Raw genomic sequence first — 25,030 nt, 5'->3', positions numbered from 1 at the left:
GTTTTGTCCGGGCCCCGTTGCTTTTGGGGTTTTTAGAATCGTGCTTTTTTTAAAACCGCCGGGCGTGGCACCCCGCCCGCCGGGTGTGGTATGTCGGCCCGCCCGACTTCCCACTCCGCCATCCACCCCCACCCCCCGACCCCCTCACCCTCACTCCAACGGCTGTTCGGTCCAGATCACCTTCCCGGTGGCCGTGTACCGCGTGCCCCACCGGTCCGCGAACTGTGCGACCAGGAACAGCCCACGGCCGCCCTCGTCCATCGTCGCCGCGTACTTCAGGTGCGGTGAGGTGCTGCTGGTGTCGGACACCTCGCAGATCAGCGCGCGGTCGCGCAGCAGCCGCACCCGGATCGGCCCGGTCCCGTACCGGATCGCATTGGTCACCAGCTCGCTCAGGATCAGCTCGGTCACGAACGCCGCCTCGTCCAGCCCCCACAACGCCAGCCGCTCCGCCACCGCCGCCCGCACCCCGCCCACCGCCGCCGGGTCGGACGGCACGTCCCACTCCGCCACCTGGTCCGCCGCCAGCACCCGCGTCCGCGCCACCAGCAACGCGATGTCGTCCTGCGGATGCGCCGGAAGCAGCGCGCCCAGCACATCCGCGCAGGTCTGCTCCGGCGTCCGCTCCGGCCCGGCCAACGCCGCCCGCAGCCGCTCCAACCCCTCGTCGATGTCCCGCTGCCGGTCCTCCACCAGCCCGTCCGTGTACAGCACCAGCCGACTGCCCTCCGCCACCTCCAGCTCCACCGTCTCGAACGGCAGCACCGCCAGCCCCAGCGGCGGCCCGGTCGCCAGCTCCGGGAACTCCACCCGCCCGTCCGGGGACACCAGCGCCGGCGGCGGATGCCCCGCACTGGCCAGCGTGCACCGCCGCGACACCGGGTCGTAGATCGCGTACAGGCACGTCGCGCCGGTCAGCGCGGAGTCGCCACCGGTCGCCGACTCCTCCTGGTCGAGCCGGTTCACCAGGTCGTCCAGATGCCCCAGCAGCTCGTTCGGCGGCAGGTCCAGCGTCGAGAAGTTGTGGATCGCCGTCCGCAGCCGCCCCATCGTCGCCGCCGCGTGCAGACCGTGCCCGACCACGTCCCCGACCACCAGTGCCACCCGCGCCCCCGGCAGCGGGATCACGTCGAACCAGTCCCCGCCCACCCCCGCCTGCGCCGGCAGGTACCGGTGCGCCACCTCCAGCGCGTTCTGCATCGGCAGGCTGCGCGGCAGCAGACTGTGCTGCAGCGTCACCGCCATCGCATGCTCCCGGGTGTACCGGCGGGCGTTGTCGATGCAGACGGCGGCATGCGAGACCAGCTCCTCGGCCAGCGCCAGGTCGTCCTCCTCGAACGGCTCCTGCCGATCGGCCCGCCAGAACCGCACCACCCCCAGCAGCACCCCGCGGGCCCGCAGCGGCACCCGAACCAGTGAGTGCACCCCGTACTCCAGCGCCTGTGCGGCCCGCTCCGGGTCCTGCAGCCGCCAGTCCTCGGCCTCCGCCAGCCGCGGCTCGATCGCCGGCAGCCCGCTGTCCAGCGTCCCGGCCAGCGGCGAGGTCGGAACCACCTCCAGCACGGTGCCCACCGGGTAGAACGGCGAGTCGTCCCGCACAGCGCTGAACGCCGCCCGGCGCATCCTCCCCAGCGCCGTCCCCGGCGGGGGCTCCTCGCCCTCCAGGACCTGCTCGGCCAGGTCCACACTCACGAAGTCCGCGAACCGCGGCACCGCGACCTGCGCCAGTTCCTCCGCCGTCCGCGTCACATCCAGCGAACTGCCCACCGTCACCCCGGCGTCGTACAGCAGCCGCAGCCGCCGCTGCGCCACCTCCGCCCGGCCGGACAGCGCCAGCAGCTCGGTGGAGTCCCGCAGGGTGGCCACACAGCCCGGCGGGCCGCCGTCCCGGTCGGTCAGCCGGACGTTGACGGCGAGCAGCCGCTCGCCGGCCAGCACCACCTCGTCGGTGACCGGCCGGTTGGCCGTCAGCAGTTCCTCCGGTGCCTGGTCCAGCCCCAGCTCCGCCACCGGACGCCCCTCGGCGTCCGCGGGCAGGTCCAGCAGCCTGCGCGCCTCGTCGTTGCAGAGCAGCAGCACCCCGTCACCGCCGACGATCAGCACCCCTTCGCGCACCGCGTGCAGCACCGCCGCGTGGTGCTCGTACATCCGGGTCATCTCGGCCGGGCCGAGCCCGTGCGTCTGGCGGCGCAGCCGCCGGCTGATCAGCGCCGTCCCGCAGGTGGCCAGGCCCAGTGCGAACGCGGCGGCGCCCAGCACCATCGGCAGCTGCCGCTCGCTCGCGCTGCTCACGTTGGCGATCGTGATCCCCGCCGAGACCATGCCGACCACCGAGCCGTCCGGCGCGGGCACCGGCACGACCGCCTGGACCAGCGGCCCGATGGTGCCGTTGACCCGCTCGGTCACCACCTGCCCGTTGAGCGCGGGCAGGTAGTCGCCGACGAACTTGTGGCCGATCCGGGCCGGGTTCGGGTGGGTGTACCGGATGCCGTCGGTGTTCAGCACGACGATGAAGTCCACGCCCGAGGCCACCCGGGCGTCCTCCGCCTTCGGCTGCAGGAGGGCCGTCGGGTCCGGCGAGCGGAGTGCCGCGACGATGCCGGGGGAGTTGGCGAAGGTCTGCGCGACCGCCACCGACCGGTTGCGGGCCTCCTGCGCGGCGTCGTTGCGGGACTGCACCACCAGCGCCACCGCGGCCGATGCCACCAGCAGCAGCACCACGAGCACCTGCAGCGCGAACACCTGACCGGCCACGGACCGGCGCATCGCCGACCCCGGCCGCGCTGCTCGCGGCTGCTGGTGCCGACCGTATGGGCGCCCACCGGCGGAGCCGGCGGCACCGGTGGATCGGGAGGAGGCGGTGGAACCGGAAGCACCAGAGGCCGACGGAGCCCAAGATCGGCCCGGAAAACGGGCCATACTGCATATTTGCACTCCGGCAGCCGCACGGCCAGGCTAAGCGATCCCGACCGTCGGCCGTTTGGCCTTCACCACCCCGACTTGGCAAGATCGCAGGGTGTCCGAACCCAGCACCGTCACCGACCCCGCAGACCCGCGCCTCGGCGACTACACCGGCCTGACCGACGTCGAACTCCGCCGCCGCCGCGAGCCCGCCGAGGGCCTGTTCATCGCCGAAGGCGAGAAGGTCATCCGCCGCGCACTCGCCGCCGGCTACCGGATGCGGTCGATGCTGCTGACGGCGAAGTGGCTGGACGTGATGGCCGACGTCATCGCCGAGGTGGACGCCCCGGTCCACGTGGTCGAGCCCGCGCTCGCCGAGGCCGTCACCGGCTACCACGTCCACCGCGGCGCGCTGGCCTCGATGGAGCGCCAGCCGCTGCCGGAGGCCGCCGAACTGCTCGCCGGGGCCCGCCGGGTCGCCGTACTGGAAGGGCTGGTCGACCACACCAACCTGGGCGCGATCTTCCGCAGCGCGGCCGCGCTCGGCATGGACGCCGTCCTGCTCTCGCCCGACTGCGCCGACCCGCTCTACCGGAGGGCCGTCAAGGTCTCCATGGGGGCTGTCTTCGCCGTCCCGTACGCCCGGCTGGACCCCTGGCCGACGGCCCTGGGCGCCGTCCGCGCGGCCGGTTTCAGCCTCCTCGCCCTCACCCCCGCGGACTCCGCCGTCGACCTGGCCTCCCTCGCCCCGAACCGCCTCCCCAAGGCCGCGCTCATGCTCGGTGCCGAGGGCGACGGACTCACCCCCCAGGCCCTCGCCGCCGCGGACCACCCCGTCCGCATCCCCATGTCACACGGCATCGACTCGCTCAACGTCGGCGCCGCCGCAGCAGTCGCCTTCTACGCCGTCACCGCCGCCTGACCCGTCGCTACCAGAACCCCGCCCCCCGCTGACCTCTGGTTCTGGTCCTTGCTCCGCTGTTCTGCACTTTGCAAAGTTCGACTTTGCAAAGTGCAGAACAGCGGAGAGTCCACCCCCGCCCTACTGCTCGCCCCCGCCCCGCCGCACCAGCCGAGAACCGACTTCCCGCGCGGCAGGGTGGCAGGCCCAGCGTGCGCGCTGCGACGGCTCTGTGGCTGGCTGTGCCCGAGGGGTAGGCCTGCCGACCGCTCACCCCCGCCGCAGCAGGCAGCGTTCCGATGCCCAACGCGACGGCGAGGAGTGGAAAGTCGGCCCAGCCGACTTCCTGTGCAACGGTCGGTCGGTTGCCGCACCAGGCCCAGGGATGCGCCCGCAGGACATGCGTGGGGGAGCCGAAAACCGGCCGGCACAACCGACAACGCAGGCCGACCGGCCAGGCCGCTCCGATCAGACCACGCCGTATCGGCCAGGCCGCCCCGACCACGCCCTACCGACCACGCCGACCGGCTGTGACGCGGGTGCTCAGCCCGTGGGCGAGGTGGGCGGCGCCGGGGCGGCGGCCGGCGGCGGGGCGCTGGTGAGGCCGGTGCCACCGCCGGAGGCGCCGGCACCGGGCCAGGACTCCTCGATGGTCCCGTCGGCCCGCACCGTGTACCGGGTCGAGGAGACCGCGCCGGTCTGGGTGACGCGCTCCTCGCGGACCAGCGCGCCGCTGTCGAGCCGCCAGGTGGCCGTCGCCTGGGGGTTGGCGGCCGAGGAACGGGACGCCAGCGCCATCGGCGCGTCCCCGTTGAACGAGAACAGCTGCACCAGGTCGACCGGCACCGAGCCCTCCGTCCGGCGCAGCATCACCAGGGCCGCCGCCGCACCCTTGTAGCGGGCCGGGAGGACGGCGCTGAGCGCCACCTGCGGCCCGGTGCCCGCCGAGCGTCCGTCACGCAGCGCGACGGACGGGCCGCCCGCCGGATCCGGGTAGCTGCGGTTCGGCCAGTCCACGACCGGCAGGCCACCCTGAGCGGGCGCCAACGCCCCCTCCGCGGCCGGCGAGCTGCTGCGGGCGGCCGCCGAGAGCGGTGTCGCCGGCTGCGGAGCGGCGGACTGCGTCGCGCCGTCCGCCGACAGCCCGGCCCCCGGGGGAGCCGGCTGCTCGGCCGGTGCCGCGCTCAGGCTCGTGCCGCCCGACCGTCCGAGGCCCTGGCTGTTGCGGTCCTCACAGCCCTGCGCTGCCGCGATGGCGAGCGCGACACCGAGCGTGACGGTGACGAAGACCACGACCCGCTGCCTCAGCAGCCGCTGCCGCGAGGTGCTCGGACGGCCGCCGGGGACGGGCGTGTGCTGCCGGTCCCGGGCCCGCCCGCGCGGCTGGCCGGCCCGCGGCTCCCGATCCCGGAAGCCGTCGGCGCCAGCGGGCCCGGCCGGCCGCTCCGCCCGTCCGGGCGGCGGGGTCTGCTGGCGCTCACGCATCGGCCGAGTGACGTGGGCGGCCTCCGGCCGGGGCATCGCCGCGGTCGGCGACTGGCCGTGGGGCCTTCGCTGCGGCGCGGCCTGGTGAGCGGCCCGGTAGGGACCCTGACCGGCCGGGGGCGCGGAGTGCGGACGGCTCCCCGCGGCGGCCCGGGCCCGCGACCCGGCCGGGTCCGGCGCCCGCCCGGGTGCGGGGACGCCATGCTGCGCCGGCCCCTGCGGGGAGGGGGCGGACGGCTGCACCGGTGTCGCGGACCCGCCACGCACCGCACCGCCGCCCGGACCGGCTGCCGGCCGAACCCCCGGGCGCCCGCCGCCCGCACGGACCGCACCGCCGGTTCCGGCGCCACCAACCCCGGCACCACCACCAACCCCGGCACCGCCAGTCCCGGTACCGCCAAAACCCGAACCGCCCGCCCCGACGCCGCCGGCACTGTCGGCACCGCCGAACCCGGCAGCCGCACCACCCGCCGTACCACCCGCCGCACCGCGCGCCGCGAGCTCGCTGAGCCGCTCGTGCAGCGCGGCCGCGCCGGGCCGCTCGCCGGGCTCCTTGGCCAGGCAGGCCCGGATCAGCGGCGCCAACTGCGGTGGGACGGCCGACAGATCGGGCTCCTCGTGCACGACCCGGTACAGCATCACCTCGGAGGACGCCCCCGAACCGAACGGGGTGTCCCCGGTGAGCGCGTACGCCAGCGTCGCCCCGAAGGCGAAGACGTCGGTCGCGGGCGTGACGGCGGCGCCGCGCACCTGCTCGGGCGCCAGGAATCCGGGCGAGCCGACCGCGGTGCCGACGTGGGTGAGCGTGCTGGCCCCGCGCGACCAGGCGATGCCGAAGTCGATGATCCGCGGGCCGCGGGGGGAGAGCAGGATGTTCGACGGTTTGAGGTCGCGGTGGACCACCCCGGCCTCGTGCACCTTGACCAGTCCGTCGGCCAGCGCGGCCCCGATCCGGGCCACCTCGGGCCAGTTGAGCGCGCCCTCGTCGCCGACCCGCTTGTATAGCGAGGGCCCGGGGACGTAGGCGGTGGCCAGCCAGGGCCGGTCGGCCTCGATGTCGGAACCGACCACGCGCGCGGTGCAGCCGCCCCGGATCCTGGAGGCGGCGGCGATCTCCCGGGCGAAGCGGGTGCGGAACTCCAGGTCCTCGGCGAGCTCGGCGCGGATCAGCTTGAGCGCGACCCGCTGCCCCCGCCGGTCCGACCCCAGGTAGACGACGCCCATGCCGCCGGCTCCCAGCCGCCGGTGCAGCCGGTACGGCCCGACGATGCGGGGGTCCTCACGCCTCAGCCGCATCATCGCCATCTTCGTTCCCCGTCAGCCTGTGGGTGAGGCCCCGTCCGTTGGGGCATCGTCAGTTCCTGTCTGGCACAGCTTACGGACTGCCTGCTGCGGTGTGCTGATACGCAACACCTCAAGCCTCCGTGCGATTGTCGGATCTTGGACTGACATCGGGCTCGTGGGGGTGCCGAATCGTTTCTCGGGGTCGGCTCTCAGGGTTCCCTCGGGGGTGCGGTCGAGACCGTCTCCCCCTGCGGTAGTAGTCCCCAAGTCTGAGCGTCATCCTCCGGGATGCCCGCAGAACAGTACGACGGCATGACGTCCGACTACCCCCTCGGGCAATAGCGTTGTGCTCAGCGGTGGACGGGGAGCTCGTCCCCCGAGGTAAGCCGTCCACCGCGCCAACATCGAGCGAGCAGCACGGGCAGCGCGCACAGCTAGCGCACGAATCAGGAGTATGGGCATGGCACCGCAGCTCACGGGATCGTCCCACCGCCGTCGGCCGGCCTTCGCCCAGCGACAGGCCGCCGAGCCGACCAGGCACCCGGCGGTGGCGGTGGCCATGGCGCTGCCCTGCGCGGTGCTCCTGATCATGCTGTTCGGCGGCTGGGACCAGATGGCCAACCAGGCTCAGGCCGTCGTCGACCTGATCGGCCATTGACACCCGGCCGGGCACCTCAGCCCGGCCGGCCACTGAACGGGCACTGAATCCCCTGGGGACGGGGAGCCAGTGCCGCCGGGGAAGGCCGCGCCCGCGGTGACACGCGGACGGGCGTGTGCGGTGCGCAGAGCACCCCGGCAGGCGGAGATGCCGCGTATGGACGTCGGTGAGGGCGTCCGTACGCGGCTCTTCATCTTCACCGGCACCCGTACCGGTCCCCGTCCGTACCGGTTCCCCTCGATACGAGGACGGCCGGCCGCAGCAAACCCAGACGCACCGAGCCGCACCCACGACAAAGGGCAGGGGCCGCGATCCTCACGGATCACGGCCCCTGCCCTTACTGTGCGCGATACTGGGATTGAACCAGTGACCCCTACCGTGTCAAGGTAGTGCTCTCCCGCTGAGCTAATCGCGCCTGGTGTGGCGGTCCTGCAGCAGACCCCGAAGGGCCCGACGTGCGCGATACTGGGATTGAACCAGTGACCCCTACCGTGTCAAGGTAGTGCTCTCCCGCTGAGCTAATCGCGCCTGGTGTGGCGGTCCTGCAGCAGACCCCGAAGGGCCCGACGTGCGCGATACTGGGATTGAACCAGTGACCCCTACCGTGTCAAGGTAGTGCTCTCCCGCTGAGCTAATCGCGCGGGGAGGTCTCCCGGTCGGACCGGGGAACCTCTTGGAGGTGGAGACGGGATTTGAACCCGTGTAGACGGCTTTGCAGGCCGTTGCCTCGCCTCTCGGCCACTCCACCAGGCAACACTCGAAGAACGATCTTACACTGTTCTCCATCGAGCGGACGACGAGATTCGAACTCGCGACCCTCACCTTGGCAAGGTGATGCTCTACCAACTGAGCCACGTCCGCCTGTCTCCCGGGGGCTTCACCGCTTTTTCTCGGCTGCGCTCCCTGGCGACGTGTTGAACTCTAGCGGATTCCCGGGCCAGCTAAAAATCCGTTCCCGCAGCGTGCCGCGGGGGTGTCCGCGCAGGCCCGTTCCGTCGGCACTGCAGGACCACCCTCGGTGACACCCGCAGGCCACCCGGCGCACACCTGCACGACGCCGCTGTCCGCCCACCCGGCGCACGCCCCCGGCCCGCACCCCCGACCTACACTTCAGGCACCGCAGCCCAGCCACCAGCGCAGCCCCCGCGTCCACCCCCGCGCGGCGACCACGCACCGACATCCGCGCAGGAGAACCGTGTCCGGCCCCACCGCCTCCCACAGCCCGCTCGCCCGCTTCGGCGGCCGCCTCGCCACCGGGCTGCGCGATGTCACGTCGGACCCGGCCGCCCTCGACTCCACCGGCTACTGGGCCGTCGCCTACGACTTCGAAGGCCGGCTCACCTGCGCCCGCTTTGACGAGGTCCGCCCCGACCCCGCACCCCCGGCCGGTGCCGGCTGGCTCGGACCGGCGCCCGACAGCTGGCACAGCTCCCTCGACCGCGACGCCTACACCGCCGGGGTCCGCCGCATCCACGAGCACATCGCCGCCGGCGAGGTCTACCAGGCCAACCTCTGCCGCGTGCTCTCCGCTCCGCTGCCCGATCCGGCCCGCACCGACATCGACGCCCTCACCGGCCTGCTCGCCCACGGCAACCCCGCCCCCTACGCGGGAACGATCCGGCTGCCCCGGCACGGCGTGGAGATCGCCACCGCCTCGCCCGAGCTCTTCCTGCGCCGCGACGGCCGGACCGTCTCCTCCGGCCCGATCAAGGGCACCGGCCGCACCGAGGCCGACCTGCTCGACAAGGACCACGCCGAGAACGTGATGATCGTCGACCTGGTCCGCAACGACCTCGGCCGGGTCTGCGAGACGGGCACCGTCACCGTCCCCGACCTCTGCGCCGTCGAGAAGCACCCCGGCCTGGTCCACCTGGTCTCCACCGTCCAGGGCGCCCTGCGCGAGGGCGTCGGCTGGCCCGCCCTGTTCGACGCCACCTTCCCGCCCGGATCCGTCACCGGAGCACCCAAGTCCAGCGCGCTACGGATCATCGACGCCCTGGAAACCGCCCCCCGCAGCCCGTACTGCGGCGCCGTCGGCTGGGTCGACGCCGACCGCGGCGAGGGTGAACTCGCCGTCGGCATCCGCACGTTCTGGATCGACCGGACCGAGCCCGACGCGCCCGTCCTGCGCTTCGGCACCGGCGCCGGCATCACCTGGGAGTCCGACCCCGAACGCGAGTGGGCGGAGACGGAGCTCAAGGCCGCCCGCCTGGTCGCGATAGCGTCGGGCACGGAAACCGACTGAAGCGGGACACGCCCCACGCCTCCGGGCCCGGGCGGCACCGCCCCGCCCACCCCCACGAGGAGCAGCCCTCGATGCAGAACCCCACCACGAGCTGGGTGAACGGCTCTCTCGTCGACTCCCACGCCGCCGCCGTCTCCGTCCTCGACCACGGACTCACCACCGGCGACGGTGTCTTCGAGACCATGAAGGCCGTCGACGGCCGGGCCTTCGCCGTCACCCGCCACCTCGACCGGCTCACCCGCTCCGCCCGCGGCCTCGGCCTTCCCGACCCCGACCACGAGCTGGTCCGCGAGGGCTGCGAGCAGGTCCTCGCCGCCAACCCCATGCCGCTCGCCCGCCTGCGCATCACCTACACCGGCGGAGCCTCCCCGCTCGGCTCCGAACGCGGCGACGACACCCCCACCCTGGTCGTCGCCATCGGCAGCGCCGCCCGCCGCCCCGACACCACCGCCGTCGCCACCGTCCCCTGGCGGCGCAACGAGCACAGCGCCGTCGCCGGCCTCAAGACCACCTCCTACGCGGAGAACGTCGTCGCCCTCGCCGCCGCCCACCGCGCCGGCGCCTCCGAGGCCCTGCTCGCCAACACCGCCGGACTGCTCTGTGAAGGCACCGGCTCCAACGTCTTCCTCGTTCTCGGCGGCCGCCTGGTCACCCCCACCCTCGCCTCCGGCTGCCTCGCCGGCATCACCCGCCAACTCGTCATCGACTGGTGCGGCGCCGAGGAGACCGACCTGCCGCTCGCCGCGCTCCGGGACGCCGAGGAGATCCTCCTCACCTCCAGCCTGCGCGACGTCCAGGCCGTCACCCGGGTCGACGACCGCGACCTGCCCGGCATCGGGCCCGTCAGCGCCAAGGCCATGGCCGTCTTCGCCGAGCGCAGCGGCGACGACCTCGACCCGTGACACCGCCGAGCGGCGACGGCGGATAGAACACCCGCACGGTGGGGAAGGGACCCGGACATGACCACCACGCTGCGCCCCGAGGGCCCGGAGACACCCACCGCCGCCGGCGGCCGCACCAGACGCTGGCAGATCTGCGCCAACGGCCGGCCGGTCGGCGCGCTGCGCACCACCACCGTTCCGCGCGGACCCCAACTCTGGGGGGAGATCTCAGAGTTGGAGGTCCGCGAGGGGTGGGGCCGGGGGCGCGGAACGTTCGGCGCGCTGGCGGCCGAGGAGGTCCTGCGCGGCTGGGGCTGCTCCCGGGTGGACGCGGACATCCCGGAGGCCGCGCAGCCCGCGCGCGGCCTCGCCGCCACCCTCGGCTACACCGAGCGGATGCGGAACATGGCCAAGCGGCTCACCACCGCGCCCGAACTGCCGCCCGGTGTCTCCGCGCGCCGGATCGGCGCCGAGGACTTCCCCGACTGGCTGGAGCAGGCCAAGCAGGGCTACATCCACGACCTGCTCTCCTCGGGCCTCAGCGAGCAGCAGGCCCGTGCCAAGTCGGACGCCGACCACGTACACCTGCTGCCGCAGGGCGCCGACACCCCGGGCGTCGTCCTGCGCCGGCTCCACGGCGCCGGGCCGGACCCGCTGGGCGCCCTCTGGCTGGCCCTGCGGGTCCGCGACCTGCCCGGCGGCGGCCCGCTCGCCTGGGTGATGGTGGTCGAGGTCGCCGAGGCCCACCGGGGCCACGGCCACGGGCGGTCCCTGATGCTGCTCGCCGAGCGCGAGTGCCTGGCCGCGGGAGTGCACGACCTCGGGCTGAACGTCTTCACCGGCAACGAGGTCGCCATCCGGCTCTACGACTCGCTCGGCTTCCGGATCACCAACCGGGTCTACGGCAAGACGTTGATCTGACCGCCCGTCAGGAGGTCTTGGCCGCCTCGATGATGGCGGTGATCCGCGCCCGCAGTCCGTCCTGGCTCTGCCCGCCGTCCAGTCGCTGCCCGGCGATCACGTACGTCGGCGTGCCCGTCACGCCGATCGCCTTGCCCTCGGCCTGGTCGGCGTCCACGATCAGCAGGTGGCGGCCGTCGATCAGCGCGGTGTCCACCTCCTCGGCGTCCACCCCGACCTCGGCGGCCACCTCCAGCAGCACCTGCTCGCCGCGCGCGTCCAGGTCCTCGACCCGGGCCAGCAGCGCCTCGACGTACGGCCAGCCCAGGCCCTGCTCGAACGCCTCCTCGACGGCCTGTGCGGCGGCGTAGGCGTGCTTGTGCTTCTCCAGCGGGAAGTGCCGCAGCTCGATGGGGAGCGCGTCGCCGTACGCGGCGCGCAGCGCCCGTACGTCGTCCAGCGCGGTGCGGCAGTCCGGGCACTGGAGCTCGCACCAGAACTCGAGGCGGGGGAGGGAACCTTCGATCATGCCCTCAGTGTTCCACTAGTGGGCACCGCGTCGGACGCGGTGTGCCCCGAGGCCCAGACCGACGGGAGGTCCGATGACCAGGACGACCATACGGCCGCGTGCCCGGGCGGGAGCGCGGCCGTGCTGACGGCGGCGGTCGCTTTCGCGCTCACGGCGGCCGGGGTGGCCATGGCCGGGTTGCGCGCCTACCGGCGGCGCCTGCTCTCCGCGACCCGCTGGCTCGCGGTGGCGCTGCTGCCGGCCGGGCTCTATCTGTCGGGTCTGTTCCCGGTGGCGCGGACGATCGGCAGCGAGCTCGCCGACTGGGCGGCCGACCTGGTGTTCGACCCCCGGGTCTGGACGGGTCTGGCGCTGCTGGGCGTCTCGGCCGGCCTGCTGGTGACCACCCGCTGGGTGGGCCGGCGCCGCGCGGTCGAGGGCGACGTGCCGGGCCCGGCCGCCGCGACGGCCGCGAGCCCCGCCCGTCCGGCGGTCACCGCCACGCCGGAGCAGGGGAAGGCCGCCCCGAAGGCGCCGAAGAAGCCCGCGGGGAAGTCGGACGACGGGCTCGGCGACTTCGCCGACATCGAGGAGATCCTCCGCCGCCGCGGCCTCTAGCCGCACCCGAGCAGCCGCACCCGAGCAGCCGTGCCGCACAGCCGTGCCCGAGCGCCCGTGGCCGACGAGTCCTGCCCGAGGGGGAGCCGGGCAGGCGACGGTCAGGCGGAGGGCACGGCCTCCGCCGACCGCTGCCGGGCCCGGTACGCGGCCACGTGCAGCCGGTTGCCGCAGGTGCGGCTGTCGCAGTAGCGGCGGGAGCGGTTGCGCGAGAGGTCCACGAAGACGCGGGCGCAGTCCGGCGCCTCGCAGCGGCGCAGCCGCTCGCGCTCGCCGGCCATCAGGATGAAGGCCAGCGCCATGCCCAGCTCGGCCGCCAGGTGGTCGCCGAGCGCGGCGTGCGGCGCGAAGTAGTGGATGTGCCAGCCGTGGTGGTCGTGGTTGGTCAGCCGGGGCGTGGTGCCGGCGGCGGCGACCAGCGCGTTCACCAGCTCGGCGGCCTCCGCGGTGGACTCGGTGCCGAACACCTCGCGCAGCCGGGACCGCAGCTCGTGCACGCTGCGCAGGTCGTCCGGGGTCAGCGAGTCGATCTCGCTGATCTCCTGGCGGATCACGAACGCGTCGAGCGCGGCCACGTCGGGCAGCAGCTCGGTGCCGCACACCTCGGGGGCGGTGTTGAGCAGCTCGACGAGGATGCTCAGCGCGCACTCGGTGTCATGGGTGATCAGCACGTGGGGGCTCCTCGCGCGGAGGGGGCCGTCGGCACCCCGCGTCTACGGTCACTCCAGACCTTACCGGGCCGTGCCCCCGTGGGGCGGCCGCTTCTTTCGAAGGGGTGTACGGAAGGTGTCAGGGTGTTCGTCCGGCCCCGGAAAACCAGCGGCGCCCGGCAGCGAGGCCGGCCACCCGTACGGATGGCCGGCTCCAGTGCCGGGCGCCTGTGGTGCTTCGGCCCGCCCCGGTGGGGGCGGGCCGCTCACCGGCCCCGAGACCGCGTCGTGCGCGGCTGAGTCTGCTGCCGTGCCCCCGAGTAGGACGGCTGCGGTGACGGCAGGGGGTACGGACCCGCCGTCGGCGGGGCGTGACCGCCTCCGGTCGAATTCAGCTTTCAGCGAGGATGTGGGACAGCTCCCGGTCGAGGTCGAAGTGGCGGTGTTCGGTGCCGGGGGGCACCGCGGCGTCCGTCCGCTTGAGGAACGACTCAAGCGCCCGGGCCGGGGCTTCCAGCAGGGCTTCTCCTTCCGGAGAGCTCAGGGCGATGCAGACCACCCCTTGCCCGTGGCTGCGCGACGGCCAGACCCGGACGTCGCCGGTACCGGTGGGTCGGTGCAGCCCCTCCGCAAGGAGATCTCGGGCGAACACCCACTCCACGGTCTCGTCCGCGCCGGTGTGGAACGTGGCGTGCACGGCATAGGGGTCGGCGGTGTCGTAGCGCAGGCCCGCGGGGACGGGCAGTGACGACTCGCTGGACACGATGAGGCGCAGGTGCAGCTCGCAGCTGACCGTGGTGTTCATAAGCGCCATGGCCTTTCGCTCAGTGTGCGCTCGGGGAATCGCACGTCGGCGAACGGACCATCCCACCCCCAAGACCGATGTAAACCCCTCTGTCCCGATTCGGGGGCGAGTCGTACCCCTTACGGCGCATTGCGGAATCGGCACGGAGTGCCCGTCGGGGCATTACCGCACCACTTCTCGGTTAGTTTCCTGGCATGACTGTGCGAAGCGACAAGGCGCGCGGGAACGCGGGCGAGATCACGAGAACGGGGGAGGCGGCGGTGCCGGACGAGACGGGGGCGCACGCGGGAGCGGAGAACGGCGCACAGGGCGGCGGGGGCGAGGGGCCGGACGCCGACGGCGGGCGGCCGCTGGGCTCGCGCGCCCCGCACTTCATCCGCCGGTCCAGGCCGCTGCACCTGAGCTGGCAGGTGGTGGTCTTCCTGGCCGGCCTGGCGGTGGTCGTGCTCGGCGTGATCATGCTGCCGCTGCCCGGGCCGGGCTGGGTGGTCATCTTCCTGGGCATGGGCATCTGGGCCACCGAGTTCGTCTGGGCCCAGCTGGCCCTGCGCTGGACCCGCCGCAAGGTCGCCGAGGCCGCCCAGAAGGCCATGGACCCGCGGGTGCGCCGACGCAACCTCACCCTCACCGCGATCGGCCTCGCGGTGATCGCCGGACTCGGCGGCTGGTACCTGTGGAAGTACGGGCTGGTCATGCCCTGGAAGATCAACGGCGGCTGACCCGGTCGGCGCCGCCGGTGTGGGCCGTCCGGGGGATCCGCCCGGGGCCGTCCGGGTGGCCGGGGTCCGACCGCGGGGTGTTCGGAGCACCCCGCCGGATGCGGTAATGTTTTCCCTGCACCCGGGCGATTAGCTCAGCGGGAGAGCACTTCGTTCACACCGAAGGGGTCACTGGTTCGATCCCAGTATCGCCCACCGGAATGCATTGTGATATGTGAGGCCCAGTCGATTATCGGCTGGGCCTCACATGTATTTCCGGAATCCGTCGGGAGTTGTGCGGAATCGGGCTGAGGCACAGTCATCTTCCGTGCGGAGTCGGACTTCTGCGGATGCGCCGGCCGGGTGCCGAGTGGTGCGAGTTGTACGGCACCCCTCGAATGGTGCTAGTCTTCTTCTCGTTGCCCGGGCGATTAGCTCAGCGGGAGAGCACTTCGTTCACACCGAAGGGGTCACTGGTTCGATCCCAGTATCGCCCACCGGACAGCACACAGGCCCTGATCGGGAAACCGGTCGGGGCCTGTTGCGTGTCCGCGCACACCCGCCGCTATGCCGCTACCTCGCAGCTGTGCTCCGGGGACAGCCGCCGGCCGCAGCCGCACCGGGCCGGGCGCAGTGGCCAGGAGAGGTCCACCCGCTCCGGCGTGCCCGTCCGGTCGAACCAGTTCTGCAGCCCCCGCGCCTGCGCCGCGTGCCAGACCGCCTGCCGCAGGTGGAGTTCGGCCGCCGAGAGCCCGCCCAGGGCCACCGGGTAGCGGGTCGCTATCGCCCGGACCAGGTCCAGCGCCGCCGTCGCGTCGGCGGCCGCGTCGTGCGCCCCGGCCAGCTCCACCCCGTAGTGCGCGCACAGGTCGGTGAGCGTGCGGCGGCCCTTGCGGTAGCGGTCCACGTGCTTGTCCAGCACCCGGGGGTCGAGTACCAGCAGCCCTCCGCCGCCCAGCGCGTCGGTCAGCGACAGGCCCCGGTGGCGGCGCAACTCCCGGTCCAGCAGCGTCAGGTCGTACGGGGCGTTCATCACCACCAGCGGGCGCCCGGCGCGGGACTGCTCGGCGAGGGCGCGGGCTATCTCCGCCACCACCGTCCGGGCCGGGCGGCCGTGGGCCCGGACCTGTTCGTCGGTGATGCCGTGCACGGCCCGGGCGCCGTCCGGGATCGGCACACCCGGATCGGCCAGCCAGGCGGAGGTCTGCGGGGGAGCGCCCGGGGCGGGTTGGACGACCAGGGCGGCCGAGACGATCCGGTCGGTCTCGACGTCCACGCCGGTGGTCTCGGTGTCGAAGGAGGCGAGCGGGCCGGTGAACCAGTGCTGCTGCATGACTGCCCCTCAGGTACTGCGTTCCGTGAGGGTGATACCGCTCCTGACGCTCGTTCAACCGTTTGGCCGAGCCCTGGCCGGGGATGCTCCGGACGGGTGTCCTGTTCGAATCCGGACGGGCCCGGGGCCGGGGGAGGCAACGGGGCGATGGCGCTGACACAGCCGCAGCCCGAGGAGGCGGCGGCCGCCCTGCGGGGCGATCTGGCGGTGACGGCCTGCATGGAGACGTTGCAGGTCGGGTACCTGCACGCGGTGGTGGCGGCGGCGGGCTGCTCGCTGTCCCAGCCGTTCCCGGACAACGGCATCGACTGGCACGTGAGCCACGGCTCCCGGGCGCACCAGGTGGACGACGAGGTGACCATCAAGATCCAGCTCAAGGCCACCCAGCAGATCGCCCCCGAGCCCGCCGGGCCGCACTTCGGCTTCACCCTGGACAACGAGCACCTGCGCAAGCTGGCCCGGGTGCGGGTCGCGGTGCCGAAGATCCTGGTGGTGATGCTGCTGCCGCGCCGGGTCGACCGCTGGCTGGAGGCCCGGCCGGACGCGCTGGAGCTGCGGCACTGCTGCTACTGGGTCAACCTGGCCGGCCACCCGGTGACCGGGCAGCGGCGGACCAACGTCCGGGTGCCCACCGCGAAGGTCTTCGACGACCGCGCACTGTGCGACATCATGGCGCGGGTCGGCGCGGGCGGCAGCCCGTGACGCCCCGCCCCCGGCGGGGAGGAGCAGGACGATGACACTGCCACAGGGGCCGTCCGACGGCGTCCGGGCGCTGCCCGACCCGGCGGCCGTTGACCCGGCGGTGCTCTGCACGCTGCTCGCCCGGCACGGCTGGGTGCGGCGCGGCGGCCCGACCGCCCGGTACGGCCGCTGGACGCCGCCGGACGACACCGATCCCGGGACCAGCCTGCTGGTCCCCGCGGGGGACGGCTTCGACGACGCCGTCGACCTGCTCGCCGACGCCGTCACCGCGCTGTCCCGCTCGCGCAGCCCCTCCGCCCGCTCGATCCTGCTGGCGCTCGCCGTCCCCGGCGACGAACTGCACTGGCGGCGCGAGCTGCCGGGGCCGGCTGGCACCGCGCCCTGGGACGGCGCCGAGCGGCTGCACCAGGCGGCGCGGGGGATGCTCGCCGCGGGCGCCAAGGCCGGGCGGACCAGGGCCGCGTACTTCGGCGCCCGGCTGGACGCCTGGGCCGGGGACTTCCTGGAGCGGGTCCTGGTGGTGGAGGGCGGCGCGGGCCTCACCGCGTACACGCCCGCGCCCGAGGGCCGGGCGGCGGTGACCACGCTGGTCCGCGCGCTGGAGGCGCTGCGCGACGCCGTCGACTACCGGCGGGTCAGCGGCGGGCCGGAGGCCTTCGAGAACGCGGTGCAGGCCGGGGTCAGCCGGGAGCTGGTGCAGTCCGTCGCGGATCTGGTGCGCGGGGCGACGGCGGCGCAGCTGTCCGTCGCGTGGTCGGCCGCCGCGGGGACGCCCGGCGGCTTCGGCGACCGGCGGATCGCCCTGGAGTTCTCACCGGGGGACCTACCCGCGCTGGAGGAGGCCGCCGCACTGCTGGAGCGGATCGAGCCGGCCGTCGCGGTCACCCTGGTCGGCGTGGTCGTGCGCCTCAAGCGCGCCGACCCGGCCGGCCCGGGCACCGTCCGGCTGCGGGTGCTCGGCGGGGCCGAGGTCTCCGAGGTGCGGCTCAGGCTGGCCGACCCCGCCTACCGGCTGGCCGCCGAGGCCCACCTGGCGGGCACCCCGGTCCGGGTCAGCGGCCGGCTGGAGCGGCGCGGCGGCTTCCGGCGGCTCGCGCAGCCGCGCGGCCTGGAGCCGTGCGGGCTGGAGGAGGCCGAGCGGGAGCGGCTGCTCAAGGGGCTGGGGGAAGGGGGAGAGGGGGCGTAGGTGCACGGCGGGGCTGGTGCTCTCGGTACCATCGTCACGCGCAGCGCAGTGTTGCGTCCTATGAATCCAGCACGTCAGGAGAGACCGGTGACGGACGTCCGGGTAATCATCAACCGCGAACCCGATCGGGAAGAGCGCGTGGTGACCACGGGCACTACGGCCGCCGAGCTCTTCGCGGACGACCGCTCGATCATCGCCGCCCGCGTCGCGGGCCAGCTCAAGGACCTCGCGTACGCCGTCCGGGACGGCGACGAGGTCGAGCCGGTCGCGATCGGCAGCAAGGACGGCCTGGACATCCTGCGCCACTCCACCGCGCACGTCATGGCGCAGGCCGTGCAGCAGCTCTTCCCCGAGGCCAAGCTCGGCATCGGCCCGCCGGTCAAGGACGGCTTCTACTACGACTTCGACGTCGAGAAGCCGTTCCACCCCGATGACCTCAAGGCCATCGAGAAGCGGATGCAGGAGATCATCAAGAAGGGCCAGAAGTTCTCCCGCCGGGTGGTCACCGACGAGGCCGCCACCGAGGAGCTGGCCGCCGAGCCGTACAAGCTGGAGCTGATCGGCCTCAAGGGCTCCGCCGCCACCGCCGGCGAGGGCGCCGACGTCGAGGTCGGCGCGGGCGAGCTGACCATCTACGACAACCTGGACGCCAAGTCCGGCGAGCTGTGCTGGGGCGACCTCTGCCGCGGCCCGCACCTGCCCAGCACCCGGCACATCCCGGCGTTCAAGCTGATGCGCAACGCGGCCGCCTACTGGCGCGGCAGCGAGCGCAACCCCATGCTCCAGCGCATCTACGGCACGGCCTGGCCGACCAAGGACGAGCTCAAGGCCCACCTCGACTTCCTGGTCGAGGCCGAGAAGCGCGACCACCGCAAGCTCGGCAACGAGCTCGACCTCTTCTCCATCCCCGAGGAGATCGGCTCCGGCCTCGCCGTCTTCCACCCCAAGGGCGGCATCATCCGCCGTGCGATGGAGGACTACTCGCGCAAGCGGCACGAGGACGAGGGCTACGAGTTCGTCTACACCCCGCACGCCACCAAGGGGAAGCTCTTCGAGAAGAGCGGCCACCTCGACTGGTACGCGGACGGTATGTACCCGCCCATGCAGCTCGACGAGGGCGTGGACTACTACCTCAAGCCGATGAACTGCCCGATGCACAACCTGATCTTCGACGCGCGCGGCCGCTCCTACCGTGAACTGCCGCTGCGCCTCTTCGAGTTCGGGACGGTGTACCGGTACGAGAAGTCCGGTGTGGTGCACGGTCTGACCCGTGCCCGCGGCTTCACCCAGGACGACGCGCACATCTACTGCACCCGCGAGCAGATGGCGGACGAGCTCGACTCCACGCTGACCTTCGTGCTCAACCTGCTGCGCGACTACGGTCTGACCGACTTCTACCTGGAGCTGTCGACCAAGGACGAGAAGAAGTTCGTCGGCTCGGACGAGGCCTGGGAGGAGGCCACCGCGGTGCTCGCGAGCGTGGCCGAGAAGCAGGGCCTGCCGCTGGTGCCGGACCCGGGTGGCGCGGCCTTCTACGGCCCGAAGATCTCGGTGCAGGCGCGGGACGCCATCGGCCGGACCTGGCAGATGAGCACCATCCAGCTGGACTTCAACCTGCCCGAGCGCTTCGACCTGGAGTACACGGCGGCGGACGGCTCGCGCCAGCGGCCGGTCATGATCCACCGGGCGCTGTTCGGCTCGATCGAGCGCTTCTTCGCGGTGCTGCTGGAGCACTACGCCGGCGCCATGCCGCCGTGGCTGGCCCCCGTCACCGTGACGGGCATCCCGATCACCGACGAGCACGTGCCGTACCTGCTGGAGGTCGCGGCCGAGCTGAAGAAGCGCGGCATCCGGGTCGAGGTGGACACCTCGGACGACCGGATGCAGAAGAAGATCCGCAACGCGCAGCGCTCCAAGACGCCGTTCATGCTCATCGCGGGCAACGACGACGTCGAGGCGGGCGCGGTGTCCTTCCGCTACCGCAACGGCGAGCAGAAGAACGGTGTGCCGCGCGACGAGGCGATCGCCGAGATCGTGGACGCGGTGGAGCGTCGCATCCAGGTGTGATGCTCACCCCCGCGCTCGCGGGGGTGATCCCGGACCTCGTCAAGTACGTGGGTTGGGACGAGATGCAGTCCCCGCGCTCGCGGGGGTCGCGGGGCAGTCTCCTCAGGAGTCTGCCCCGCACTGCTTTGCAAGCCACGCCGTGCGAATATGCTGATCAGCATGACGACTGAGCCGGAACTGCAGCGGGGCGTCGGCGAGCCGGACGGCTTCCGCCGCCTGTGGACCCCCCATCGGATGGCGTACATCCAGGGCGAGAACAAGCCCACCGGCCCGGCTCCGGACGACGGTTGCCCGTTCTGCTCGATCCCGTCGCTGAGCGATGAGGACGGGCTGGTGATCGCGCGCGGCAGTGCCGTGTTCGCGGTGCTCAACCTGTACCCGTACAACGGCGGTCACCTGATGGTGGTCCCGTACCGGCACGTCGCCGACTACACCGACCTGGACGAGGCGGAGACCGCCGAGCTGGCGGTGTTCACCAAGAAGGCGATGACGGCGCTGCGCGCGGCCTCGGGGGCGCACGGGTTCAACATCGGGATGAACCAGGGCGCCGCGGCGGGTGCCGGGATCGCGGCGCACCTGCACCAGCACGTGGTGCCGCGCTGGGGCGGGGACACCAACTTCATGCCGGTGGTCGGCCACACCAAGGTGCTGCCGCAGCTGCTGGCGGACACCCGCAAGATGCTGGCCGAGGTCTGGCCGCAGGACTGAGTGCGGACGTACGGAAGGGCCCGGCTGGATCTCTCTCCGGCCGGGCCCTTCCGTACGGGTGCTCAGCCCGCGTCGAACCGGTCGACGTTGTAGGGCCGGGTGCCCTGCGCCTCGGACTTGATGATCGAAGCCCGGGTCTTGAAGAACCGCTCGGTGTCCAGGTCGTGCTCGTCCAGGAACTCCAGCGTCGCCGCGTGCACGGCGCTGAGCACCGGGACGGAGGCGTTGAGCGCGTTGTCCGTCATGAACCGGCTGCCCCAGGGCGGCGAGGCCCAGGCGTGCCGCAGGCCGAAGGGCTCGGGCAGACCGAGGCCGCCGCCGAGCCAGGCCAGCAGGCCGGGGGCGCGCATGAAGGGCGCGCGGACGGCCTGGCGCACCACCTCGTCGTTGTCGATCAGGGGGAGCTGGACGGTGCGCTCCTCCCAGAACTTGCCGGTCTTCGGCTCGGTCCGCTCCTTCGGCTTGGGCTTGTCGAAGAAGAGGCCGTTGACCGGGCCGAGGGCGTAGCCGGCGACGGCGACCGTCAGGGTGTTGGCGAGCAGGGTGACGGTGACGGTGAAGGTGATGATCAGCTTGCCGTCGAAGGTGATGAACTGGGTGGCGAGGTAGTGCCGGGGGCCGCCGCCCGCGAAGGTCTGCTTGTCGGCGACGGACTGGATGGCGAAGTCGCGCATCCGGTCGCCGTCCATGTCGGCGCCGCCGGGGCGGCCGATCTCGTCCGCGCTCTCGCCGACCTCCAGGACCACCCACTGCTTGACGGAGACGTTGGTCATCCCGCTGTTGGCGACCTCGCTGATGCCCAGGCCCTTGAGGTGGCCGGCGATCTTGCGGACGAGGTCCCAGGGGTGGAAGGCGCGGAAGTCGGCGTGGCCCTCGGCGGGGCGCAGCACGTCGACCATCCGCCACTCGCCCCAGCGCTTGCCGACGCCGAGGATGCCCTTGGGTCCGGCGTAGTGCTGGATGTTGGTCTCCTGCTCGGCTTCGAGCCGGCCGAGCTTGGCGCGCAGGTCGGTGGCCTTCTTGTCGAGGTCGTCGCGGGGGACGGCCTGCGGCACGGTGGCGGCCACGGCGGTGCCCTCGACGAGGGCCTGCCAGCGGGCGCGGAGGTCCTCGGTGGAGCGCAGGACGATCCGCTTGGCGAGGTACCAGCCGACGACGGGGGCGAGCATGACGATGCGCAGGTAGATGCCGAGCGGGCCGCCGAGGGGCGGTCGGACGGCGAGCAGGACGGCGACGGCGGCCGCGGCGACGAGTGCGAGGGTGCCGTAGAGGCCGGCCTGTTTGGCGTCGTCCTTCCTGAGCCAGGCGCGCAGCTGGAAGGCGGCGAGCCAGATCAGGGTGCCGGGGAGGAAGAGCACGCCGGTGACGACGGTGATGGTGGTGAGGCTGCGGTCGCGGGAGTCGCGCAGTTCCTGGGCGGCGAGGCAGTGCTCGACGATCTGGCGGGTGTCCGTGCCGAAGGAGGGCACGATGGGCTTGCGCCCGGCGCCGAGGGTGCGGGCGATGACGGCCCTGCTGAAGGCCTCGCCCAGGTTCGGCCGGAAGAGTGCGAACCGGCCCTTCTTCTCGCTGGCGTCGGTGACCTGCTTCACGAACGCCGCGACCGGGCTGTCACGGTAGGCGGCCGAGGAGAGCGCCTGGGTGACGGCGGTCTGCGGGCCGGCGTCGGTCCGGGGTATCTGCGCACCCGGGGTCATGTCGAGTGTCGTCACGGTGGCGTCCCCTCCTCCCCTTGTCAGCGGCAGGTTACCGTGCCGTGGTGGTGCCGCGCGGATGATCGTCTGAAGAGGCGTCACGATCCGGCCGCGGTGGGCCCGTGGGCCATGATGCCCAGGTTTCGCTGGTTCGGAACCCGCGGGCGGGACGGGGGCGGGCGGTGGTGCACGATGGGTGCCATGGATGCGACTGCGGTGAAGGATCCGGTTCTGGTCTTCGACGGGGACTGCTCGTTCTGCACGACGTGTGAGACGTGGGCGGAGCGGTACCTGCGGCAGACGCTGGCGTCGGGCGGCTGGGAGGGGGTGCCGTTCCAGTTCGCGGACCTGGCGGCGCTGGACGCGCGGGCCGGGGGGCGCGGAGAGGTGTCCTGGGAGCGCGCGGAGCGCGAGGTGCTCTGGATCACTCCGGCCGGTCGGGTGTACGGCGGGGCGCAGGCGGTGGCCCGGCTGCTGATGCGCTCGGGCGGGGTGTGGGCGTACCTGGGCGGGGTGCTGGCGCTGGCGCCGGTGCGGCCGCTGGCGGGCGCGGTGTACCGCTGGGTGTCGAGGAACCGGCACCGGATGCCGGGGGGCACGCCGGCCTGCGCGCTGCCGGGGCGGTAGGGCCTCGGCGGCCTGAGGTCCTGAGACTCCGGGTAGCTCGCCCGGCGGGTTAGTCGTCGGCCAGGCGGGCGGCCAGTGCGGCGGGCATGGGTTCGTGGCGCAGGTAGGCGCGGGAGAACTCGGCGGTGCCGTGGGTGAGCGAGCGCAGGTCGACCGGGTAGCGGGCGAGTTCGAGCTCCGGGACCTCGGCGCGCAGCAGGGTCAGGCTCGGGCCGCCGGTCTCGGTGCCGAGGACGCGGCCGCGGCGGGCGGAGAGGTCGCCGAGCACGGCGCCGAGGTAGTCGTCGGGGAGCAGGACGCTGACGGCGGCGACCGGTTCCAGCAGCCGGATGACGGCGTGCTCGGCGGCGTCGCGCAGGGCGAGGGCGGCGGCGGCCTGGAAGGCGGAGTCGGAGGAGTCGACCGAGTGCGCCTTGCCGTCGGTGAGCGTGACCCGGACGTCGACGAGCGGGTGGCCGGTGGAGACGCCCTTGGCGAGCTGGGCGCGGACGCCCTTCTCGACGGAGGGGATGAAGTGTTTGGGGACGGCGCCGCCGACCACGTGCTCCTGGAACTCGAAGCCGGAGCCGGCGGGGAGCGGTTCGACCTCCAGCTCGCAGATGGCGTACTGGCCGTGGCCGCCGGACTGCTTGACCAGGCGGCCGTGGCCGGCGGCGGCGGTCCCGAAGGTCTCGCGCAGGGCGACCCTGGGTTCGACGGTGTCGACGTGGACGCCGTGCCGGCCCCGGAGCCGGTCGAGGACGACCTCGGCGTGGGCCTCGCCGGTGCACCAGAGGACCAGCTGGTGGGTGTCCGGGTTCTGTTCGAGGCGCAGCGCCGGGTCCTCGGCGGTGAGGCGGTTGAGGGCCTGGGAGAGCTTGTCGTCGTCGGCCTTGCTGTGGGCCTCGACGGCGATCGGGAGCAGGGGTTCGGGCAGGGTCCAGCCGTCGAGTTTCACCGGGTGGCCGGGTTCGTGGACGGTGTCGCCGGCCCGGGCGCTGGTGAGTTTGGCGGCGCTGACCAGGTCGCCGGCGAGGGCGTGCGGGACGGGCCGCTGCTGTTTGCCGAAGGGGCTGGTGAGGCCGGTGACGCGTTCGTCGCCCTCCTGGTGGTCGCCGGAGTGCTCGGGGCCGGTGAGGTGGATGTGGGTGTCGGGGTAGAGGGTGCCGGCGTAGATGCGCAGCAGGCTGATCCGGCCGACGTAGGCGTCGCTGGTGACGCGGACGACCTGGGCGGCGAGGGGGGCGCCGGGGTCGCAGTCGGGGCCCGGGCGGGTGCGTTCGGTGGGGTCGGGGAACGCGGTGGTGATGAGGTCGAGGAGTTCGGCCGCGCCGATGCCGCCGTCGGTGGTGGGCAGGGCGGGGTGGAGGGCGCAGGCGAGGACCTCGCGGCGCAGGCCGGCCGCCAGGGCGTCGGTGTCGAGGCTCTCGCCGGCGAGGTAGCGCTCCATGAGGGTGTCGTCCTGGCCGGAGATGGCCTCGACGAGGCTCTCGCGGGCGGGGCCGGCCTCGGGGGGCTCGCCGGCCTCGCCGTAGCCGCGGCCGGTGAGGAGGTCGACGGTGCCGGTGGGGTGGTCGTCCCGGTGCACGGGCAGGAAGAGCGGGCGCAGGGTGTCGGGTCCCAGGCCGAAGGCGTCGTGGCAGGCGGTGAGGATGTCGTCGAAGCTGCTGCGGGCGATGTCGAGCTTGGCGACGGCGATGGCCCGGGGGATGGACTCGGCCGCGCACTCGCGCCACAGGGCGCGGGTGGGGGCGGTGATCGGCTCGGTGGCGGAGACGACGAAGACGGCGCCGTCGGCGGTGTGCAGGGCGGCGCGCAGGTCGGCGGCGAAGTCGGGGTGGCCGGGCGGGTCGAGCAGGTTGACCTTGATGCCGTTCCATTCGAGGGGGAGCAGCGAGAGCTGGACGGAGCGCTGCTGCTGGTGCTCGATGTCCTCGTGGTCGGAGACGGTGTTGCCGTCGGCGATGCGCCCGGGGCGGTTGACGGCGCCGGCGGCTAGGGCGAGGGATTCGGCGAGGGTGGTCTTGCCCACGCCGCTGCAGCCGATCAGGACGACGTTGCGCAGGTGCCGGGGGTCGGCGACGGTGGGCGCCTGGCCGGCTCGTGCCGTGCTGCGGTCGGGCATCGGGGGGTCTCCTCCCGTCGCGCCTGGCCGGTCGCCGGGGGTGTCCTGGCGGCGGCCGGACTGTCGTGAAAAGTC

At 73.2% G+C, this 25,030-nt stretch carries 20 protein-coding genes and 7 tRNA genes; 14 read left to right on the top strand and 13 right to left on the bottom strand.

All coding sequences use genetic code 11. The annotated features are described in order from the left end of the window. Positions 1-150: 150 nt before the first annotated feature. Positions 151-2,766 carry a SpoIIE family protein phosphatase gene (locus ACFVVX_RS31055; protein WP_387950448.1) on the bottom strand — a complete coding sequence of 872 codons (2,616 nt, stop codon included), beginning with the start codon at positions 2,764-2,766 and terminating at the stop codon, positions 151-153. 250 nt (positions 2,767-3,016) lie between these two features. On the opposite strand from ACFVVX_RS31055, the gene ACFVVX_RS31050 reads away from it, so the two are divergent. Next, positions 3,017-3,823 carry a TrmH family RNA methyltransferase gene (locus ACFVVX_RS31050; RefSeq protein ID WP_387950446.1) on the top strand — a complete coding sequence of 269 codons (807 nt, stop codon included), beginning with the start codon at positions 3,017-3,019 and terminating at the stop codon, positions 3,821-3,823. A gap of 522 nt (positions 3,824-4,345) precedes the next feature. On the opposite strand, the gene ACFVVX_RS31045 is transcribed toward ACFVVX_RS31050, so the two are convergent. Continuing rightward, the gene (locus ACFVVX_RS31045) at positions 4,346-6,592 is read right to left on the bottom strand and encodes a protein kinase (protein ID WP_387950445.1); all 2,247 of its coding nucleotides are present in this window, start codon (positions 6,590-6,592) and stop codon (positions 4,346-4,348) included. Between the two features lie 439 nt (positions 6,593-7,031). Between ACFVVX_RS31045 and ACFVVX_RS31040 the strand changes: the two genes are divergently transcribed. Further along, entirely contained in the window at positions 7,032-7,229 is a 198-nt protein-coding gene (locus ACFVVX_RS31040) for a hypothetical protein (RefSeq protein ID WP_387950444.1), read from the top strand. 343 nt (positions 7,230-7,572) lie between these two features. On the opposite strand, the gene ACFVVX_RS31035 is transcribed toward ACFVVX_RS31040, so the two are convergent. From ACFVVX_RS31035 to ACFVVX_RS31015, 5 genes are all read right to left on the bottom strand, one after another. Beyond that, a tRNA-Val gene (locus tag ACFVVX_RS31035) sits at positions 7,573-7,644 on the bottom strand. Positions 7,645-7,685: 41 nt separating this feature from the next. After that, positions 7,686-7,757: transfer RNA gene (locus ACFVVX_RS31030), tRNA-Val, on the bottom strand. Positions 7,758-7,798: 41 nt separating this feature from the next. After that, positions 7,799-7,870: transfer RNA gene (locus ACFVVX_RS31025), tRNA-Val, on the bottom strand. A gap of 33 nt (positions 7,871-7,903) precedes the next feature. Beyond that, positions 7,904-7,977, bottom strand: a tRNA-Cys gene (locus tag ACFVVX_RS31020). Positions 7,978-8,017: 40 nt separating this feature from the next. Continuing rightward, positions 8,018-8,090: transfer RNA gene (locus tag ACFVVX_RS31015), tRNA-Gly, on the bottom strand. Between the two features lie 334 nt (positions 8,091-8,424). On the opposite strand from ACFVVX_RS31015, the gene ACFVVX_RS31010 reads away from it, so the two are divergent. From ACFVVX_RS31010 to ACFVVX_RS31000, 3 genes are all read left to right on the top strand, one after another. Further along, a complete protein-coding gene (locus ACFVVX_RS31010; protein WP_387950443.1) occupies positions 8,425-9,474 on the top strand; it encodes a chorismate-binding protein in 1,050 nt (349 codons plus the stop codon). A 71-nt stretch (positions 9,475-9,545) separates the two neighbouring features. Continuing rightward, complete coding sequence (locus ACFVVX_RS31005) at positions 9,546-10,376, top strand: aminotransferase class IV (RefSeq protein WP_387950442.1); 831 nt, start codon at positions 9,546-9,548, stop codon at positions 10,374-10,376. Between the two features lie 57 nt (positions 10,377-10,433). Beyond that, on the top strand, positions 10,434-11,276 hold the full coding sequence (locus ACFVVX_RS31000; protein WP_387950440.1) for a GNAT family N-acetyltransferase: 843 nt from the start codon (positions 10,434-10,436) through the stop codon (positions 11,274-11,276). A gap of 7 nt (positions 11,277-11,283) precedes the next feature. Here the strand turns inward: ACFVVX_RS31000 and ACFVVX_RS30995 are convergent, their stop codons facing one another. Beyond that, positions 11,284-11,784: a DsbA family protein gene (locus ACFVVX_RS30995; RefSeq protein ID WP_387950439.1), complete on the bottom strand. Its 501-nt coding sequence runs from the start codon at positions 11,782-11,784 to the stop codon at positions 11,284-11,286. Between the two features lie 120 nt (positions 11,785-11,904). Between ACFVVX_RS30995 and ACFVVX_RS30990 the strand changes: the two genes are divergently transcribed. Further along, a complete protein-coding gene (locus ACFVVX_RS30990) occupies positions 11,905-12,381 on the top strand; it encodes a hypothetical protein (protein ID WP_387950437.1) in 477 nt (158 codons plus the stop codon). 101 nt (positions 12,382-12,482) lie between these two features. On the opposite strand, the gene ACFVVX_RS30985 is transcribed toward ACFVVX_RS30990, so the two are convergent. After that, positions 12,483-13,052: a CGNR zinc finger domain-containing protein gene (locus tag ACFVVX_RS30985; RefSeq protein WP_387950435.1), complete on the bottom strand. Its 570-nt coding sequence runs from the start codon at positions 13,050-13,052 to the stop codon at positions 12,483-12,485. 370 nt (positions 13,053-13,422) lie between these two features. Further along, positions 13,423-13,836, bottom strand: coding sequence for an SsgA family sporulation/cell division regulator (locus tag ACFVVX_RS30980; protein WP_030056266.1), 414 nt, complete (start codon positions 13,834-13,836; stop codon positions 13,423-13,425). Positions 13,837-14,030: 194 nt separating this feature from the next. Here ACFVVX_RS30980 and ACFVVX_RS30975 point away from each other — a divergent pair, with 194 nt between their 5' ends. The 3 genes from ACFVVX_RS30975 to ACFVVX_RS30965 all read left to right on the top strand — a co-directional run bounded on the left by ACFVVX_RS30975 (position 14,031) and on the right by ACFVVX_RS30965 (position 15,031). Further along, the gene (locus ACFVVX_RS30975; RefSeq protein ID WP_387950433.1) at positions 14,031-14,555 is read left to right on the top strand and encodes a TIGR02611 family protein; all 525 of its coding nucleotides are present in this window, start codon (positions 14,031-14,033) and stop codon (positions 14,553-14,555) included. A 123-nt stretch (positions 14,556-14,678) separates the two neighbouring features. Next, positions 14,679-14,750, top strand: a tRNA-Val gene (locus tag ACFVVX_RS30970). A 209-nt stretch (positions 14,751-14,959) separates the two neighbouring features. Continuing rightward, a tRNA-Val gene (locus tag ACFVVX_RS30965) sits at positions 14,960-15,031 on the top strand. A gap of 68 nt (positions 15,032-15,099) precedes the next feature. Here ACFVVX_RS30965 and ACFVVX_RS30960 read toward each other — a convergent pair. Further along, positions 15,100-15,867 carry an exonuclease domain-containing protein gene (locus tag ACFVVX_RS30960; protein WP_387950432.1) on the bottom strand — a complete coding sequence of 256 codons (768 nt, stop codon included), beginning with the start codon at positions 15,865-15,867 and terminating at the stop codon, positions 15,100-15,102. A gap of 147 nt (positions 15,868-16,014) precedes the next feature. On the opposite strand from ACFVVX_RS30960, the gene ACFVVX_RS30955 reads away from it, so the two are divergent. The 4 genes from ACFVVX_RS30955 to ACFVVX_RS30940 all read left to right on the top strand — a co-directional run bounded on the left by ACFVVX_RS30955 (position 16,015) and on the right by ACFVVX_RS30940 (position 20,530). Further along, entirely contained in the window at positions 16,015-16,569 is a 555-nt protein-coding gene (locus ACFVVX_RS30955; RefSeq protein WP_387950431.1) for a DUF4365 domain-containing protein, read from the top strand. A gap of 31 nt (positions 16,570-16,600) precedes the next feature. Continuing rightward, positions 16,601-17,755 carry a hypothetical protein gene (locus tag ACFVVX_RS30950; RefSeq protein ID WP_387950430.1) on the top strand — a complete coding sequence of 385 codons (1,155 nt, stop codon included), beginning with the start codon at positions 16,601-16,603 and terminating at the stop codon, positions 17,753-17,755. Between the two features lie 87 nt (positions 17,756-17,842). Further along, positions 17,843-19,822: a threonine--tRNA ligase gene (gene thrS, locus ACFVVX_RS30945; RefSeq protein ID WP_387950428.1), complete on the top strand. Its 1,980-nt coding sequence runs from the start codon at positions 17,843-17,845 to the stop codon at positions 19,820-19,822. Positions 19,823-19,969: 147 nt separating this feature from the next. Beyond that, on the top strand, positions 19,970-20,530 hold the full coding sequence (locus tag ACFVVX_RS30940; protein ID WP_387950426.1) for an HIT family protein: 561 nt from the start codon (positions 19,970-19,972) through the stop codon (positions 20,528-20,530). Between the two features lie 62 nt (positions 20,531-20,592). Here the strand turns inward: ACFVVX_RS30940 and ACFVVX_RS30935 are convergent, their stop codons facing one another. Next, positions 20,593-22,242, bottom strand: a complete 1,650-nt coding sequence (locus ACFVVX_RS30935) for a hypothetical protein (RefSeq protein ID WP_387950424.1) — start codon at positions 22,240-22,242, stop codon at positions 20,593-20,595. Between the two features lie 183 nt (positions 22,243-22,425). Between ACFVVX_RS30935 and ACFVVX_RS30930 the strand changes: the two genes are divergently transcribed. Beyond that, complete coding sequence (locus ACFVVX_RS30930) at positions 22,426-22,851, top strand: thiol-disulfide oxidoreductase DCC family protein (protein WP_387950422.1); 426 nt, start codon at positions 22,426-22,428, stop codon at positions 22,849-22,851. A 49-nt stretch (positions 22,852-22,900) separates the two neighbouring features. On the opposite strand, the gene ACFVVX_RS30925 is transcribed toward ACFVVX_RS30930, so the two are convergent. Next, positions 22,901-24,955, bottom strand: a complete 2,055-nt coding sequence (locus ACFVVX_RS30925) for an elongation factor G-like protein EF-G2 (protein ID WP_387950420.1) — start codon at positions 24,953-24,955, stop codon at positions 22,901-22,903. Positions 24,956-25,030: the final 75 nt, after the last annotated feature.

It is taken from the genome of Kitasatospora sp. NPDC058170, from assembly GCF_042883905.1.
Classification (GTDB): domain Bacteria; phylum Actinomycetota; class Actinomycetes; order Streptomycetales; family Streptomycetaceae; genus Kitasatospora.
This window is presented reverse-complemented; position numbering and strand designations above follow the sequence as displayed.